Annotated in this window: 14 protein-coding genes and 2 tRNA genes; 6 read left to right on the top strand and 10 right to left on the bottom strand. The window is 61.7% G+C overall.

Annotated features, from left to right (window positions below; translation table 11 throughout):
• The first annotated feature begins 213 nt into the window (after positions 1–213).
• From ACRDT3_RS14300 to ACRDT3_RS14290, 3 genes are all read left to right on the top strand, one after another.
• Positions 214–287, top strand: a tRNA-Arg gene (locus tag ACRDT3_RS14300).
• 62 nt (positions 288–349) lie between these two features.
• Positions 350–889 (top strand): GNAT family N-acetyltransferase, encoded by a 540-nt coding sequence (locus ACRDT3_RS14295; protein ID WP_431493612.1) that lies wholly within the window; start codon positions 350–352, stop codon positions 887–889.
• Between the two features lie 137 nt (positions 890–1,026).
• Positions 1,027–1,100: transfer RNA gene (locus ACRDT3_RS14290), tRNA-Arg, on the top strand.
• Positions 1,101–1,179: 79 nt separating this feature from the next.
• Here ACRDT3_RS14290 and ACRDT3_RS14285 read toward each other — a convergent pair.
• The 7 genes from ACRDT3_RS14285 to ACRDT3_RS14255 all read right to left on the bottom strand — a co-directional run bounded on the left by ACRDT3_RS14285 (position 1,180) and on the right by ACRDT3_RS14255 (position 9,426).
• Positions 1,180–2,199: a LacI family DNA-binding transcriptional regulator gene (locus ACRDT3_RS14285; protein ID WP_431493611.1), complete on the bottom strand. Its 1,020-nt coding sequence runs from the start codon at positions 2,197–2,199 to the stop codon at positions 1,180–1,182.
• 94 nt (positions 2,200–2,293) lie between these two features.
• Positions 2,294–3,712 (bottom strand): GH1 family beta-glucosidase, encoded by a 1,419-nt coding sequence (locus ACRDT3_RS14280; protein WP_431493610.1) that lies wholly within the window; start codon positions 3,710–3,712, stop codon positions 2,294–2,296.
• Positions 3,712–4,599, bottom strand: coding sequence for a carbohydrate ABC transporter permease (locus tag ACRDT3_RS14275; RefSeq protein WP_431493609.1), 888 nt, complete (start codon positions 4,597–4,599; stop codon positions 3,712–3,714). The genes ACRDT3_RS14280 and ACRDT3_RS14275 overlap by 1 nt, the downstream gene beginning before the upstream one ends.
• Positions 4,592–5,755 (bottom strand): carbohydrate ABC transporter permease, encoded by a 1,164-nt coding sequence (locus ACRDT3_RS14270; RefSeq protein WP_431493608.1) that lies wholly within the window; start codon positions 5,753–5,755, stop codon positions 4,592–4,594. The genes ACRDT3_RS14275 and ACRDT3_RS14270 overlap by 8 nt, the downstream gene beginning before the upstream one ends.
• Before the next feature lie 96 nt (positions 5,756–5,851).
• Positions 5,852–7,180 carry an ABC transporter substrate-binding protein gene (locus ACRDT3_RS14265; protein ID WP_431493607.1) on the bottom strand — a complete coding sequence of 443 codons (1,329 nt, stop codon included), beginning with the start codon at positions 7,178–7,180 and terminating at the stop codon, positions 5,852–5,854.
• 64 nt (positions 7,181–7,244) lie between these two features.
• Positions 7,245–7,406: a hypothetical protein gene (locus ACRDT3_RS14260; RefSeq protein WP_431493606.1), complete on the bottom strand. Its 162-nt coding sequence runs from the start codon at positions 7,404–7,406 to the stop codon at positions 7,245–7,247.
• A gap of 103 nt (positions 7,407–7,509) precedes the next feature.
• Positions 7,510–9,426 (bottom strand): ExeM/NucH family extracellular endonuclease, encoded by a 1,917-nt coding sequence (locus tag ACRDT3_RS14255; RefSeq protein ID WP_431493605.1) that lies wholly within the window; start codon positions 9,424–9,426, stop codon positions 7,510–7,512.
• A 221-nt stretch (positions 9,427–9,647) separates the two neighbouring features.
• Here ACRDT3_RS14255 and ACRDT3_RS14250 point away from each other — a divergent pair, with 221 nt between their 5' ends.
• From ACRDT3_RS14250 to ACRDT3_RS14240, 3 genes are read left to right on the top strand one after another with little or no spacing between them, the layout of a single operon-like run.
• Positions 9,648–10,430, top strand: a complete 783-nt coding sequence (locus tag ACRDT3_RS14250) for an ABC transporter ATP-binding protein (RefSeq protein ID WP_431493604.1) — start codon at positions 9,648–9,650, stop codon at positions 10,428–10,430.
• A gap of 3 nt (positions 10,431–10,433) precedes the next feature.
• The gene (locus ACRDT3_RS14245; RefSeq protein ID WP_431493603.1) at positions 10,434–12,764 is read left to right on the top strand and encodes a YhgE/Pip family protein; all 2,331 of its coding nucleotides are present in this window, start codon (positions 10,434–10,436) and stop codon (positions 12,762–12,764) included.
• On the top strand, positions 12,761–13,372 hold the full coding sequence (locus tag ACRDT3_RS14240; RefSeq protein ID WP_431493602.1) for a TetR/AcrR family transcriptional regulator: 612 nt from the start codon (positions 12,761–12,763) through the stop codon (positions 13,370–13,372). The genes ACRDT3_RS14245 and ACRDT3_RS14240 overlap by 4 nt, the downstream gene beginning before the upstream one ends.
• Here ACRDT3_RS14240 and ACRDT3_RS14235 read toward each other — a convergent pair.
• From ACRDT3_RS14235 to ACRDT3_RS14225, 3 genes are all read right to left on the bottom strand, one after another.
• A complete protein-coding gene (locus tag ACRDT3_RS14235) occupies positions 13,369–14,982 on the bottom strand; it encodes an ABC transporter transmembrane domain-containing protein (protein ID WP_431493601.1) in 1,614 nt (537 codons plus the stop codon). The genes ACRDT3_RS14240 and ACRDT3_RS14235 overlap by 4 nt on opposite strands.
• 8 nt (positions 14,983–14,990) lie before the next feature.
• Complete coding sequence (locus ACRDT3_RS14230) at positions 14,991–16,118, bottom strand: DUF1611 domain-containing protein (RefSeq protein WP_431493600.1); 1,128 nt, start codon at positions 16,116–16,118, stop codon at positions 14,991–14,993.
• Positions 16,119–16,346: 228 nt separating this feature from the next.
• Positions 16,347–16,874 (bottom strand): SixA phosphatase family protein, encoded by a 528-nt coding sequence (locus tag ACRDT3_RS14225; protein ID WP_431493599.1) that lies wholly within the window; start codon positions 16,872–16,874, stop codon positions 16,347–16,349.
• Positions 16,875–16,917 lie beyond the last annotated feature (43 nt).

Raw genomic sequence — 16,917 nt, 5'->3', positions numbered from 1 at the left:
CCAGAAAGAAAAAATTCCCGAAATTCCGGGGGTCAGCCTCATCAAATTAACCTGATTATGTGACGAAGGTCACGTATACCGGTACCCTTTCAACGTCTTCACATAACCTTCTGTTCATCTAACCGCACTAGCTTTGCCCGTCGATTTGTACAGTGCGAAATCGACCTGTATAGTTATTCGAGGTTCGTGAGAACGAGCCAGACAAAAGAATATGCGCCCATAGCTCAGCTGGATAGAGCGTCTGTCTACGGAACAGAAGGTCAGGGGTTCGAATCCCTTTGGGCGCACAAACTGAAAAATTCCCACTCATTCGAGTGGGAATTTTTTGTTTCCCCAAAAGGATTGCTCAATGACACAGCTTGTTCTAGAGGGCCAACTCAGCCTGCGACTGCTAGAAATTGCCGACGCAAAGCAAGTCGCCGAGTCCTACCAGCGCAATCGAAAGCACCTGGAGCCCTGGGAACCGGCACGCCCCGCAGAGTTCTTCACCGAGGCGCGGCAAGCCGCGATCCTCGCAGCCACCTCAGAAGCGCGCCGAAGCGGATTGGCCTTTCCCTTCGGGCTCTTCGAACGGGATGCGCTCATCGGACGCTTTAATATCAGCGCAGTGGCCCGTGGCGCATTTCAAAGCGCCAGCCTGGGCTACTGGATCGATCATGAGCACACCGGGCGGGGCCTGGCTTCCCGGGCAGTGGCCGCATTGCGCACCGTAGCGCTCAACGATCTTGGCCTGCACCGGCTGGAGGCCAGCGCACTCCCCCACAACTACGGATCGCAGCGCGTTCTTTTAAAGAACGGCTTCGTCCGAATTGGCATGGCGCCCAACTACCTGGAGATCGAAGGGCGCTGGCAGGACCACAATCTCTACCAAGCGATCTTGCACGATTAATCGGTTTCCAATCCCAGTGATTTCCGAGTCGACTAGTTATTTTGTGAAACACGGCACTTTTTGCTGTTTTGGTTCTTGCTCCCGGAAAATCTCGTGTAAAGTTATTCAAGTCGTCAAGACGGCTAAGAAATGAATATGCGCCCATAGCTCAGCTGGATAGAGCGTCTGTCTACGGAACAGAAGGTCAGGGGTTCGAATCCCTTTGGGCGCACAAACTGGAAATTCCCACTCATTCGAGTGGGAATTTTTTGTTAACTCCCGGCGCAGAACGGCGGTGGCTCCGCAGGGAACTAGTGCGAAGCGCGCAACACCAATTTGGTGTCCATGATGCTCCACTCGGGAACCTGTTCCCCGTTGATGCGTTTGATCAACAGTTCCGCCATGATTTCGCCCTGGCGCTCCGGGTTCTGCGCGATGGTCGTCAACGGCGGGGTCGAGCTTCGCGCGAAAGAGTCATCATCAACGGAAGTTACCGAAATGTCTTCAGGAACTTTCACGCCGGCTTCCCCCAGCGCCTGCAAGGCTCCGAATCCCATCTGGGCACTGGCGGCAAACAGGCCGTCTACCGCAACATCCGCGTCCAGCAGTTGCTGCATGATGCGCCGTCCGCTGGCCGGGGTGAAGTCGCCGATCTCAATAGCCGCAGGCTGAAGGCCCGCGCGTTCAACTGCCTGCTTGAATCCCACCAAACGGTCTAGTCCCGCGCCCATGTCCTGTGGCCCGGCAATAATTGCCAGCTTGGTGCGCCCCTGGCCAATGATGACCTCAGTCGCTTGCCTGGCGGCGGCAATGTTGTCGATGTCGACAACATAAATGTCTTTTTGGTCAGTGCTCATGGTGCGTCCGCCGTAAACCATGGGCAACACGGTTCCGAGATCCGCATAGGAACGGTCATCCGCGTGGTGCGAGAGCACCAGCGCGCCATCCACATTGCTGCCTTGCAGGTAACGGGTGGTTTTCACCGGATCCGCTTCGGTGGACAGCAGCAAGGTGAGCATGAATTCGGTATCGGCCAAGTACTGGGCAGCTCCCTGGACGACCTTGGCGAAGTACGGGTCGGCGAAGAACTTCGCGGTATTCTCGGGAACTACCAAGGCGATGGAATTGGTCCGGCCCTGCGCCAGGGAACGGGCGGCACGGTTAGGCACATAGTTCAATTCGCGGATAGCCAATTCGACAGCCTTGCGTGCCCCTGGCTTCACCCGGTCCGAGCCATTGACTACACGTGAGACCGTGGCCCGTGAGACACCGGCGCGTTCTGCCACCAACTCGAGGGTCGGTTTCGGGCTGCGCGCTTCGTGCATGATCATGATCTGTACCCAGGTGCCTTGTAGTAGTCCGTCGTTGTAACACGATGATGGTCCGCAGCACCAAAGGCAGGCTGCGGACCATCATGCTCAGGTGTTATGCCATTGTACGGTTTGCAGCAATCAACCCTGCGTAGGTCTTGCCACTATTCTTTATCGTTCGCACCTGGGTCTGGTAATCGACATGGATGATGCCAAAGCGCTTCGCGTAGCCCCAAGCCCATTCGAAATTGTCCAGCAAGGACCAGACGAAGTAGCCACGGACATCCACGCCATCTTCAATCGCGCGGGCCACGGCATCCAGGTGGTTGAGGATGTATTCCTCGCGTTCGGCATCTTCAACGGTTCCGGCTTCCGTCAGCGTATCGGTGTAGGAAGCGCCATTCTCCGTGATGTACAGCGACGGAAGGTTAACGTAGTCCTGGTTCAGCCGGTTCAACAGCACACGCAGCCCTTCAGGATTCACTTCCCAGCCCATGGCCGTGCGCGGCAGGTCGCGTGCCGGGAAGGTCACGTACTCGCTGCCGACAAAAGGCGAGGACTTTGGCGAATCGGTAGGTACTACGGGCTCCGGCTGGCCGGCTGGCAGCGGATGGCCTGAAACATTGTCATCGTGGTAGTGATTCACGCCCAGGAAGTCGATTGGCTGCGAGATGATCTCCAGGTCCCCTGGTTCAATGACCTCTGCCAGCCCCAATCCCCGGACATCTTCAAGCAGGTCTTCCGGGTAGGAGCCGCGCAGGATAGGGTCCAGATACATGCGGTTCCACAATGCGTCGATGCGGCGCGCTGCTTCCAGATCCACCGGATCGCCGGGATTGTCCGGGACCGCATTGGTCAGGTTCAGCGTGATGCCGATATGCTCGGCGCCTAGTTCGCGCAGGCGGGCGGCGGCCAGCCCGTGAGCCAGATGCTGGTGGTGCACCGCTGCCAGCGCCGCTTCCGGTTCTTGGCGTCCCGGGGCATGCTCGCCGGCGGCGTAGCCAATCAGCGAAGAGCACAGCGGTTCGTTGAAAGTCGTCCAGTGCTTCACGCGGTCGCCGAGCTTTTCATGCACCGCCTCCGCGTATTCGAGGAACTTGTACGAGGTCTCGCGGTTGGTCCATCCACCGCGCTCTTCCAATGCCTGCGGCAGATCCCAGTGGTAGAGCGTCAGCCACGGCAGGATGCCATTTTCCAGCAGCTCATCGACCAGCCGGGAGTAGAAGTCCAGGCCTTCGGGGTTCACGGTGCGGCCCCCGGGGACCACGCGAGCCCAGCTGGTGGAGAAACGGTAGGAGTCCAGGCCCAGTTCGCGCATGAGCTGCACATCTTCGCGGTAGCGGTGGTAGTGGTCCACTGCGACTTCGAGGTTCTCCCCGCCTGCGATGGCCCCTTCCTTGCGGGCGAAGGCGTCCCAGACAGAATCTTCCTTGCCGTAGGAATGGCCGGCGCCTTCAATCTGCGCTGCTGCGGTAGCCGAGCCCCACAAGAATTCCTTAGGCCACGCGAATTTTTGGGATAGGTGGTTCATCATTAGCCCTTTACAGCTCCTGCCATAATTCCGGATACAAGTTGTTTGCCTGCAAGTATGAAGAGCACCAGCAGCGGGATCGTGGCCATCAGGGCCCCGGTCATCACGATGGTGTAGTCAACATATCGGGCAGACTGCAGTTGGCTCAACGCCACCTGCAAGGTTGGATTCTGCGGGGCCACCAGCATTGGCCACAGGTAGTCGGTCCACGCGGTCATGAAGGTGAACAGCGACAGGATCGCCATTGCGGGGCGAGCCGCTGGAACGCCGACGTGCCAGAAGGTGCCGATCATGGAGGCGCCATCCACGCGGGCGGCCTCAATCAGTTCATCGGGGATGTTCTCCACCAGGTACTGGCGCATGAAGAATACGCCGAAGGCGGTGACCAGGGTCGGGATGATGATGGCTCCCAGCGAGCCGGTCCAGCCGAATTGCTTCATCATCATGAACATCGGGATGATGCCCAGCTGGGTGGGCACGGCCAAGGTGGCGATCACGAAGACCAGCAGGCCCTGGCGCCCGCGGAAGCGCAGTTTGGCGAAGGCGTAGCCTGCCAAGGTGGAGAAGGAAACCACCGAGAAGGTGATCACCGAGGAGACGATGATGCTGTTGCCCAGTGCCGCCCAGAAATCGACGGAGTCCAGGACTTCGGCGACATTGGTCCAGAACTGGCCGCCTGGCAGCAGCGGCGGGTACGCCGAGGCGAACACCGCACCGGTGGAGGAACCGATCATGAAGGAGTACCACAGCGGGTAGGTGCTGCCGACGAGGAAGGCCAGCAGGATTCCGTAGGTCAGGAAGCCCGGACGGCGGTCCATGGAGAAGTTCTTGCCGCGGCGCTTGGGCGCACTGGCCTGGAGCGCGGGGCGTTCCACTGTTGCATTACTCATTTGTTGCACTTCCGCTCTGCGTTCCGTTGGCCGGCTTTGCTGCTTTGGCTTCGGCCCGGGCAGCTGCACGACGTGCCGCTCGGGTTCTGCCGGTGATGCCCGCGCCCTTCTTGTCGGCCGAGGAAGCGATGGAGCCGGAGACCAGGAAATTGATCACGCCGATCACGATGATGATCAGGAAGAGGATCCAGGCCACGGCCGAGGCGCGCCCGAAGTCCCCGCGATTGAACGCCAGGTCCCAGAGGTAGAGCACCGTTGTCTGGTACTGGCGGTCAGGGCCGCCGGGAACCGAGCTGCTGGGGTTGAATAGCTTGGGTTCGGTGAAGATCTGCAGGCCGCCGATAGTGGCAGTGATGATCACGAAGATCATCGTGGGGCGGATGCTGGGCAGGGTAATCGAGAAGAAGCGGCGGATCGCGCCGGCGCCGTCGATTGCCGCCGATTCATGCAGTTCGCGTGGCACCGCCTGCATGGCGGCCAGCAGGATCAGCGCGTTGTAGCCGGTCCAGCGCCAGTTCACCATGGTCGCAATGGCCACATGCGACGGGAAGACATCGGTCTTCCAAGCGATCGGGTCAAGATTCACGGCGGCCAGCAGGTTGTTCAGCACACCATACTGCTCGTCGAAGGCCGAGGAGAAAATCAGGGTGACGGCCACAGGGGTGACCACGTAGGGAACCAGCACGCTCATGCGCCAGAAGGTCTTGGCGCGGAGGTTCTGATCCAGCATGGCCGCGATGAACGTCGCGATCACCAGCTGCGGGATGGCCGAAAGCAGGAAGATGCTGAAGGTGTTGAACAGGGAATTCCAGAACAGCGGAGAGGTCAGTTCGGCTTTGTAGTTTTCCAGGCCGATCCAGGCTCCTGCTCCGCCGAGCAGATCCCAGTCATTGATCGAGACCACGAACGTGTAGATCAGGGGGAACAGGCCCACCAGGCCGAAGAGGATGAAGAATGGCGAGATGTAGAGGTATGGGGAGTACTTGAAATCCCACTGCCCGCGCAGGTGCCGGCGGCGCATCTTGCGCTCATCCCTGGTCTGCGCCGGCTTACCCCCGGCCGGGGCATTGCGCCCCTTGTTCCAGTGCCGGGGCTGCGGGCTGGGCGCGCTGGCATCCCGGTCTTGTTCCGGGGCATCGTGTGTTGTGGTGCTCATCAGTGGCATCTTTCCTGCTGCAGTAGCTGACCAGGCAAGGGCCGCAACCTCGTTGCGTGCCGCGGCCCTTGCCTGGAATGGAAGCGGGCTACGGGATTACTTGATTTCCAGTTCCTGCAGGGTGGAGAGGGCCTTGGTCCAGGCGGTCTCGCTGTCGCTGCCAGCGTCGATTGCCTTGATTGCCGGGCCGAAGACCTGCTCCTGGATGACCGAATCCTGCGGGCCCTTGTACTGGGCCTGGACACCGTCGGCGCGGTTGCCCAGGATTTCGCCCACCGGCGCGTTATTGAAGAATTCGCTCATCTCGTTCGCCCCGGTCACTGCATCGGACTTCTGCGCTTCCAGGTTCGATGGGAAGGCACCGGCTTGCTCGAAAGCGGTGGCCTGCGAGCTGGCAGTGGTCAGGTACTGGGCCAGCTTGGCTGCCTCGGCCGGGTGCTCCGAGGTAGTCGGCACGGTCAAGAACGAGCCGCCCCAGTTGGCCGGGCCGCCCGGGAAGACGTCTGCGAAGTCCCAGCCTGCGCTGGAGTCCCCGCCTGCACTGACAACCTTGCCCTTGACGTTGCCCAGCATCCATCCGGGGCAAGGCATGACAGCGAAGGAACCATCAACGAAGGCCTGGCCCTTGCCCCAGTCCCACTGGGTCTGGTTGGCAGACAAGCCCTTGGACGCGGCATCGGAGAGCAGGTTCCAGCGCTCGCGCAGCTCGGTGTTGCCATCGATATTCAGTGATCCGTCAGCCTTGTAGTAGCCCTCGTCGAGCTGATTGACCATGGCGTTCCAGACGAAACCGGACTGGTCGTAGAAGGCCTTGCCGGACTTCTTCGCGTACTCTTCGCCTGCCTTGAAGAAGTCCTCCCAGGTTGCGTCGTCGCCGCCGAGCAGCTCAGCGACTTCTTCGCGCTCGCTTGGCATGCCAGCGTCCTTGAAGAGCTTGACGTTGTAGCAGATGCCCATGGGGCCGATGTCTGTTCCGTAGCCGATGATTCGGCCATCTGGATCGGTGGCTTGCTTGACCTTCCAGTCAACCCAGTCGCCGGAAACCTCGTCAGCGCCGTATTCACGCAGATCGGCGAAGGAATCGGAAACCGTCATCACCTGGCCCAGCCAGCCTTCTTCCACGGCCTGGACATCTGGCAAGCCAGCGCCGGCGGCCTGCTTGGTCTTCCAGTCGGTCAGTGCATTGCCACCGGTGTCAATGTTGGTGGCTTCGATGGTGATTCCAGGGTTTTCCTTCTCGTACTTTTCGTACAACGGGTCCAGTCCCTGGGTGCCGAAGGTGGTCACGGTCAGGGTGACCGGGTTATCGGCCGAGGCCGGCTGGGCATCCTTGCTTGCGTCGGCTGCGCAGCCGGTTGCTACCAGTGCGATGCTTCCGGCAACGACCGCGGCCAGTGCCAGTGGGGATTTGCGTGAGGGTTTCACGGTGACTCCATTTCGGATATGAATCGTGCGAGCGGGTGAGCGCCGACAAGTTTTGAGAGCGCTCTCAAAATGCGGCAAAAAAGAAAACCACTGGGATTTCCTGGATGCCTGAAACGATGAAAGCGACTCTGCCAAACATTTTGTGAGCGCTCTCACAAATCTTCTCCAACAATTCTCCACGATGGAAGTTTTCTGTCAAGCCTTTTCTCCCCAAGAAGTCGCTCACGGGCAGCCAGCACCTATTTAGGATCCCTGAAGAGGGTTAAAAGAAGCTGGCCAGGGGCCCTTCAGGAAAGAAGAGTGCCTGGCCAGCCGCTCATTGGGATAAGTCAGTTTTTCTTATCCAGCTGCAGTCCGACGAGCACCGGATCATGATCCGAGGAGCGGTACTGGTCAGCCGTGAACAGGTTAGTGATGTTGTTGTTGTAGCGGCTATATTCGTAGCCCACGGATTCGATGGCGTTGATATTCCAGATGTCTTCTCCAGTCACCTTGCCCGCCAGCTCCTTCGAGGCGAAGATGTGGTCCAGCGAGCCCACCAAGCCGTCGTAGAGGTAGCTCTGGGAATCGGCTGCGGCGCCGAGGTCCACGTAGCCGGCTTCGACCAGGACCTGCATCGGGTCTTCAGCCGAATAGGAGTTGAAGTCCCCTGCCAGCAGCACCTTGTCGGTGTTGCGCGATTCCTTCAGCTCATCCGCGAAGCCAACCAGGGCTTCCGCCTGGCCAACGCGGGCTTCATTCCAGGCGCCTTGGCCATCGCCGCTGTCGGCATTGCCCGATCCGTCAGCAGGATCCGAGCCCTTGGACTTGAAGTGGTTGGCAACGACCAGGAAGCGGGTGTTCTGGTTTCCGCCGACACGCTGGAAGGCCTGGGCCAGTGGATCGCGGGCGTTCACGAATGCTGGATCGTCGAGGATGACCGACTCGTCGATTGGCTTCACCGCCTTGTCGCGGTAGATGATCGCGGTGCGGATAACATCCTCGTCAGCGGGCACCACCGATGGGGTCGGGACGTAGCTCCAGACCTCCTGCCCAGCTTCCTCGTTCAGCTCGTTGACCAAGTTAGCCAGGGCAGCATCGCGGTTCTGGCCGAAGCGCGCAGAGTTCTCAATTTCTTCCAGGACCACCACATCTGCGGTGAACTTGCCCAGTGCGGCAACGATCTTGGACTGCTGGCGCTCGAAGCTTTCAGCACTCGCCGCACCGCGCGCATCGCATCCGCCGCGGACGTTGATCGGGTTGCCTTCGCGGTCGGTGTAGTACGAACACCCATCGAGCATGTCGCCGGTGGTGGTGAAGTAATTCAGCACGTTGAAGCTGCCGACGCTGACATTGCCGCCCACCTCTTGCGGAGCATCGCTTTCGAGCTGCTCGAAGTTCACTGCGATATCGGCATCGTCGGCGCCGACCACCTGGCCCTGCGGCTGCAAACGCCACTTGTCGTAGCGGTAATCCAAGATGACCGGTGCGATGAAGGATGCGTCAGCGCCTACGGTGACGCGCTGCTGCGCATCGATGTATGGCAGAGCGATCTGCTTGTTTTTGTTGGTGGCGAAGTTCAGCGTGGCACCGTCATCGACCGCGATCGAGCGCTGTTCGTTTTCCGCGGCGAGGGCCTCTGCTTCGGCGCTGCCCGGCCGGAAGACATCGGTTGGCTGGCGCAGCAGCCGTTCGCCGGGCAGTATTTCGCTGGTGCCCATGGCTAGGCTCAGCTCGCCGTACTGGTTCAGCGAGTAGTTATCCGAGACGGTGAACTCGCCCTGCGGTTCGATCAGCATGGATTCAAAGCGCTCGCGCTCGGCATCGCCGCTCGGCAGCGAAATCGCCAGCGGCTTGACGCTTTGCGCTGGCTCATCGAGTACCTCGACGCTGCCGGCTTTGAGCTGGGTCAAGCCATAGTATTCAGAAACTTCGCCAGAAACCTGGACGTGGTCGCCGACGCTCACCGAGGAAACCTCGTCCGGCGCGTAAACGAAGATCGCCGAGCTCGCCTGGCTCGAGGCGTCTACGCCACTGCCGGCGCTTTGCACATAGAAGCCGCGGAATCCGCCGTCGGCATAGGCTCCGGTGACTACACCGCGCACGGTTGCGTCCTGGCCAGCCATGGGTGAGCTGTCGCCGGTTCCCTGGATCTGCTCGATGGGGGTGATTTCGGCCGTGTCGGCGTGCGCCACCGAGAAACTCGAAACCGCAAGCGCGGTTCCCAGCACCGCGGCAGCGATGCGAGTGGGACGTCTATTGATCATTTTATTCCCTAGGTAGATATTCAAGCAGCGGCGGCCCTGCCGCGTGCATGGGCCAGACTTCAAGGTAAGCAGAGCTCCGTTAACTGCTCCTGAACGCCGCCCCGCATTTTTGTGTCCTGCCCAACAACCATCAAAAGGCATCAAACGCTTTACGTCTAGTAGTGATTAAAGGAATCTTTTCACTAATTGAACTGACCGGTCAGTTCAATTAGTCTTTAACTGTGCTTACCGCAGATTCCATTACCGTCAAGGGGCGCCACGACCAGCTCGTGGCGCCCACCTCCGTGCAACTGCAAAGAGGTGAACTGCAGCTGCTCGTTGCCGAGCCGCAGATTTCCCGAACCGCGCTGGCCCTCGTACTGAGCGGGCGCATGGAACCCAGCTCCGGAACGGTGGCTTGGAACGCGGATCCGAAGCTGCGATCCCTGCGCAAGCACAGCGCCCTGGTCGATTCGCCGGGGATCAATGAACCCGAATCCCACTTGAAGGTTCGCGATCTTGTCGCAGAAGACCTGGGATTGATCCCCGGGCCAAGCTGGCGCAAGCCCGGCGCCAGGAAATGGATGGCGCAGCATGGATTCGGCGACATCGCCAGCTGCTGGATCGATGCCATCGATCCAGGCCGCCTCTTCGAGCTCCAGCTCCTGCTGGCTGCCGAAAATCCCCGTCTTGAATTGCTCATCGTCGATTCGCCTGACCGGCATGACCTGGAAGACGAGCATTGGCTTGAGACCCTGGAGGATTTCGCTTCCTCGCATCGGGAATTCGCAGTCCTGGCAATCGTCAGCCGGCCGCCTCAGCACTGGGACCAGCAAACTGGGCAAGACGCTGCCCCGGAACCCGCAGCGCTCCAGCTGGCCGATCCATCCACCGGGTACATCCAAGAAGAACTCGATCTGGGCCTGGATTCCCTGCCCACGAACGAGCTCATCCCGGAAAACCACGACATCTTCCTCCCAGCCGACGAACTTGCTGACGCTGTTCAGTGCGAAGCAAAGGAATAGCCCATGACAACTTTGCGACTTGCCCTCTCCGAGCTCAAGCGGATGAGCCGCGGCACCTTGCCCAAACTGGCGTTGATCGCGGTCACCTGCGTTCCGCTGCTCTATGGCGCGCTCTACCTCTACGCCAACTGGGATCCCCAGGGAAACCTCGACAAGGTCACGGCCGCCGTGGTCAATCTGGATGAAGGCGCCGAGCAAGACGGCGAGAAAACCCGAGTGGGCGACGACGTCGTCGAGGAATTGGAAGATGACGGCACCTTCAGCTGGGCGCACCTGGATTCCAAGACGGAAGCCGAGCAGGCCGTGGCCACCGGCGAATACGCATTTGCGCTGATCCTGCCCGAGGACTTTTCCGCGGCCCTGGTCTCGCCGGGCGATTTCGATGATGCCGAACAGGCCAATATCGAGCTGCTGACCAACGACGCCAATAACTTCATGGTTTCCAACTTCGCCAAAACGCTGGCTACCACGGTGCGCACCTCGGTCGCCCAGGAAGTGGGAACCGAAACGGCTTCGGCGATGATCGCGGGATTCGTGGACATCCACGATTCGATGGGTGAAGCCGCAGACGGCGCCGGGCAGCTCTACGATGGCACCCTGCGCCTCGGCGATGGCGTCGTCACCTTGGCCGATGGCACCACCAAGCTGGTGGATGGCAGCACCGAGCTGAACTCGGGCACCAAAACCCTGAAGAATGGCACCGCCGAACTATCCGGCGGGTTGGGCCAACTCGTCGACGGCCAAACCCAGCTGCGCGACGGCAGCGCCGAATTGGCCAAAGGCACCGCGCAGCTGGCCGACGGCAGCAAAGAGCTAAGCGATGGGCTGCACACCTTGAAGACGCAGACCAAAGCGCTTCCCGGTTCCGTCTCGAAGCTGGACAAGGGCGCCGCCAGCGCCAAAGAGGCCGCCGATCAGCTGGCTGCCGGTTCGCAGCAGGTCGCAGACGGCAATCAGCAATTGGCCAGCACGGCAGATGAGGCCATCTCGGTAATCGACCAGCTGCAGGCCAACACCAAAACGCAGCTGGATAGCGTCAAGGAAGATACGCAGCAGCGCCTGGACCAGTTGGTCAGCAGTGGCGCGCTCACCCAGGAGCAGGCCGATTCCATCCAGGGCACGGTCAGCCAAAGCGTGGAGAATTCCACGCTCAGCAATGCCCTGGATACCAAAGTTACCCAGGTCAATACCGAGTTATCTACCCTGCAAACGCAGCTGCATACCCTTGCCGACGGATCGGCGCAGGTAGCCGAAGGAAACCAGCAACTGGCCACCGGCTTGGGCACCCTTGCTGATGGCACCAAGGCGCTGGATAACGCCATGCCTGCACTCGCGAAGGGCATCGACTCGGCAGCCCAAGGCTCGGCGAAGCTCGCCTCCGGTGCCGCCGATGCCAACACCGGGGCAAGGACCCTGGCCGAGGGCCAGCAGGCCGCATTGAATGGCGCCACCGACGCGGCTGACGGCGCAAGCCAGCTGGATCAGGGCGCCGGCACGCTGCTCGCCGGCACCGGATCCCTGCACGACGGACTGGTGCAGCTCTCCGATGGTGTCGGCGAACTCTCGGACGGGACCCATGACCTTCAAGAAGGTTCAGATGAATTAGCCACCGGGCTGAAGGACGGCACCGGGGAGGTTCCGAACCCCGATGAGTCCACCAGCGAGCAACTGGCCGATGTCATCGGCAATCCGGTAGCCGTCTCGAATAGCAAGCAGGCCGAAGCGCAGGCTTATGGCGAGGGACTTGCCCCCTTCTTCATGACCCTGGCGACCTTTATCGGCGTGCTGATCCTGACCCAGGTAATGCGGCCGATGACCAAGCGCGCGCTGGCGTCCAACGGCAGCAACTGGAAAATCTCCATCGGCGGCTGGTTGCCGTTCGCTGCCATCGCAGTGCTGCAAACCAGCCTGCTCTACGCGGTGGTGCGTTTCGGGCTGGGACTGCATGCCGCCCACCCATGGCTGATCTGGGCGTTGCTGGCCTGTTCTGCCCTGTGCTTCAGTGCGCTGATCCAAGGCTGCTTCGCGCTGCTGGGCACCGCTGGAAAGTTCGTGGTGCTGGTACTGATGGTCCTGCAACTGGTCACCTCCGGCGGCACCTTCCCCTGGGAAACCCTGCCTGATTCGCTGCACCTGCTGCACCGGATCCTGCCAATGAGCAATGTGGTGATCGGCATGCGCCACCTGATGTACGGCGCGGATCTTGGAGTGCTGCCATCGGTTGCCGGCTCGTTGCTGCTCTACACCGCCATTGGACTAGTCTTAAGTATGCTTGCGGTACGCAAGAACAAGACCTGGAGCTTGAAGACACTGCAACCGGAGCTGAAAGAATGACGACGCCAACGGGCCAACGCCGCCGTGTGCGGGCCACGGATTCGAAGGAGAAGCTCTTCGAAGCGGCCATGCAGCTGCTCGGTTCGCGCTCCCCCGAGTCCGTCTCGGTGGACGAGATCGCGGCCGCGGCCGGCGTTTCCAAGGGCACGGTCTACTACAACTTCGGCTCCAAAGACGAGCTGGTCAGCCAGATCCTCAGCTACGGCGCGCACAAGCTGATGGGCGAACTGGCACGAGCGGCAGCCGGGGAAGACCCCTACCTTGCGCTGAGACAGATGCTGGAATTCTCCATGGACTTCGTGGCCAGCTACCCATCCTTCGCCCACCTGTGGATGCAGGAGCAGCTGAGCGCGGACACCACCAATGCCTTCGCCGACACCCCGCTGCACACGCAGGTGACCGGGCTGATCATCGAGGTCCTCGAACGCCTCGTCGTGCTCGAACCGGACCAGAAGCTATCGGTAGCCACCAGCATTTTCGGTGCCGCCTTGTTTACCGCCCGGATGCGCGCCTCGGGGCAGACCGGCCTGGATCGCGGGCAAACGGTGCGTGCCGTGCTGCTCACCGTGGATGGGCTTCGCGCTACCCGGCCGGCAGCTGGTTCCTAGGCCTGCGCTTCCCAGCTGGCGGTTTCCCTGATGCCGGGCAGTCCGGCGCTGAAGAGCAGCACCCCGGGATAGCCGTTGAGCAGTTCGGCCACGTCGCCATAGGCGTCATCAGGCAAGCGGGCCAGCAGCGAATCGACCACCAGCAACGGCGGTTCGCGCAAGAGCGCTCGTGCCACCAGCAACGACGCCTGCTGCCCGGAGCTCAGCGGTTCACCGCCTCGACGCAAGCGGGTCTCTTCTCCACCGGGCAAATCGGCCATCTTCAAGCCGCAGGTTTCAGCCAGCGCCACGGCCTTGCGCAGCGAAGCGCCCGGATGGCGATACCGCAGCGCACGGGCGACGCTTCCGCGCTCGGGAACCATGGATTCCAATGCGGAGCCCACGAGCTTGCGGCGGCCCGTAGCAGGCAGGTCCTCGCTGCGCCCCTCGGCGATCCATACCCCGGCCTGCGGGTCGGCACCGTGCACCAGGCTGCCGGTTGCGATGGCCGAAAGCAACGCCGCGCATTGGCTCTGGCTTCCGCGCAGCGCAATTCGCTCGCCGGGCTGGGCCCGCAGCGTGGAAAACTGGTCCGCCATCCCTGCAGGCACCTGGATGCGCACCGAGGAAGGCTGAAGCATCAGCTCCTTGGCATCGCGAGTGCTTGCCGGGGATTCTTCGCGGGCCCGCCAGCGGTCCTGCTCGGCCAGCAGCGGAGCGATAATTCGCCGGCCCGCCTTGTAATTCTGCCGATATTCCACCACGCGGCCCCACTCGCCCAGGGTTCCCGCGCAAATTCCCATCAGCGTCAGGGCGGTCGCCACGGCCGCTGGCGGAAGCTGCGCCATCGAGGCTGCCGCCACAACCAGCGCGGTGCCCAACAGCGGAATGGCCAGCGCCCCGCCACGCAGGGCTGCGGCGAACCGGGCGCGATGCACCGAAGCATCGATCACCTTCTGCGAAGAGTCCTGCACCCTTTGCACTTCACGCTCCACGCCGCCGCCGGCCGCAATCGCGGTACGGGCGGCCACGGTATCGGCAATGCGCGAGGCCAGGCTTCCACGGTGCCGGCGCAGGGTCCTGGCGCTCAGGAAAGTTCCCCCGGCCAAGGCCGCCAGCAAGATGCACTCGAGCACCAGGGTCGCGGCCAAGCTGAGGGCCAATAGCGGATGCAGGAACCACAGGCCCGCACCGCTGACAATCAGCAATGGCAAGCCGGCTACCAGCGGGACCATGCCCTGCACAATCCAGTTGCGGATCGAGGACAGGTCGTTGGTGGAACGGGCAATGGTGATGCCCATGGACGGACCGCGCGCACTGCGCAAGGCGTGGGTGACCAGCCCGCGGCGCAGCTGGGCCACATAATGCTGGCCAAGCTTCTCGGCCAGCACCCGTTCAGCGTACTTGGCCAGGAAGAAGCATCCCACCAAGCCCGATACCGCGCCAAGAGCTCCCAGGCTGATGCTGGCCGAGAGCTGCCCGATCAGCCAGCCAATGGCAATCGAGAGCAGTCCAGCGAGAATGCCCAGGCTGAGCAGTCCGGCCAGGAGCATCCGCCGCCCGGGCGCTACCAGTGGCGGCAGGCGCCCAGGCTGCGCCGGCGGCGCAACGGCGATCTTCTGGTCCAGCATCTTGGCTCCTAGCGGGTTGGCAGCAGGGCAGCGGCAACCTCGGCCTGGCACAGGTCGAAGGTGCCGATTACCGGGGTGGCCAGCTGCGCCTGCGCTTCCATCGCAGCCAGCGGGGAGGCCGTGAGAACCCCGGAAACCGCGGCAACGTCCAGGCCTGCTTCGCGCAGGATGCGCTCGCCGGCCTGGGCGCCCAGGGCGTCCTGGGCGCTGAACAGCACGCGGTCTACGTGCTCGGCGAAGATCGGGTCGAGCAGCAAGCGGGAAGTTTCCCCCTGGAACAGCCCGTCGGCGATCTCGATGACCACTGCGTCTGCGCCGGTGGCGCTTTGCTCACGGATCATCGCCACCAGCAGGTCGCGCACGGTTTCGTAGTCCAGGCGGTAGGTGGTCGGGAAGCCGAAGTCGGTGAAGTCGCAGACGCTGAAGGCGCCGGCATCGGTGAACAGGTTCGGGTCATTGCCGGCACCCGTGCCGGTAGCCTTGCCGGCGGCAACTTCCATGCCGGAGTTGACCAGTCCGTTGACCAGGCACCCCAGGGTGGTGGACTTGCCGGAGTTCATCGAGGTGCCCAGTACTGCGATCACCGGCGGGCGCGGGGCTTCAACCTGCGCTGCGCGCGGCGATTCGTTCTCGATGCTCAGTGGAGCGAAGTCCGCCAGGTTCACGACCTTGCCGTGGCGCATCAGCAAGCCGGCCGGCTGGAGCTGTGTCGCCATATCGATCGAGGCGTGCTGTTCGATGACTTCGCTGGCTACGCCGCCGCCGGCAACCAGCTGGCATGGACCCAGGTTATCCGGCACATGGGCCAGGAACTGGTCTGGTGCGTAACGGTTGCCGTAGGCAACCATGATTTCCTGGCCGACGAACATCAGCTGGCGGCGGGAAACCGGGGACTGCAGGCGCGTGTGCTTGCCTAGCTCAGTCACGGCAGCAATCACGACGTCGCCGGCACGTGGCACCATGTTCGCGCGGCGCACGATCTCGAAATCTTGCGGATTGCGCTGCAGCTCGGCTGCGACGAAGCGGGTGGTGTAGGCGGCGCGGATGGTGCGGGCGCGCTGTGCATCGATCTGCGGCTGCACTTCATTGCGCGCTGCGGGGGTCTGCGTTGGAAGCGATTCTGCGATGATGGCCATTTGCCCTGTTCCTCTTTCACTGTTTCCGGCCCGCCGTTGCGGTTTCCCGGTGCTGGCCGTGCTGCCAACAATTCCCAGTGAAACGAGCAATGGTTAACTGAAAGTGAACGGTTCATGAGCCGACGAGGTGTATTCGATGAGAGGCCTATCATCTGCTTCTCATAAAGGCAGATCATCGCTTATTTACAGGCTGACTAGTGCATTAGAAAAAACTTGATGAGACTTCTCTCATGCAGGCCGAGGTGCGATGAAATGTGTGACGCGCGCATCACGGGCATCCAGATGCGAGTACGGATGCTTGGTTTCCAGCACCGTGGTTCCCAGGGTTGGATAGTTCATCGCCAGCTCGTAAACGGCCTCTTCATCCGAGTCCATGGCCGCCAAGCGCAGCGCCAATTCCTGGAGCACCGGCTGGTGCCCGATCACCAGCAGGCTGCTGACCGTATCCGGAACTTCATTGATGATGGAGCACAGCTGCGAGACACCCGCGGTGAAGATGCGCGAGTCGACGTAGGGGGTCGGACCCTTCTCGCCGAGCTCGGAAAGCACCCAGGCGCAGGTGGAGCGCGCACGCAGCGCGTCGGAGCAGATGATGTAGTCCGGAATCAGGCCATTCTCCACAAGCCAAGCTCCGGCGGCTGGAGCTTCGCGGTGCCCGCGGGCTGCCAGCGGCCGGTCGTGATCCGCGACGCCCAGCGGGTAGTCGGCTTTGGCGTGGCGCATCAGAATGAGCTTGCGAGAATGCATGGTGTTCATTGTTCCAGCTTAAGACAGCAGTGGCGGGCAAACCGAACCCGGT

This window comes from Glutamicibacter sp. (genome assembly GCF_050701915.1).
Lineage (GTDB): Bacteria > Actinomycetota > Actinomycetes > Actinomycetales > Micrococcaceae > Glutamicibacter.
Note: the sequence above shows the minus strand (reverse complement) of the source record. Positions and strands in the feature narration are given on the sequence as shown.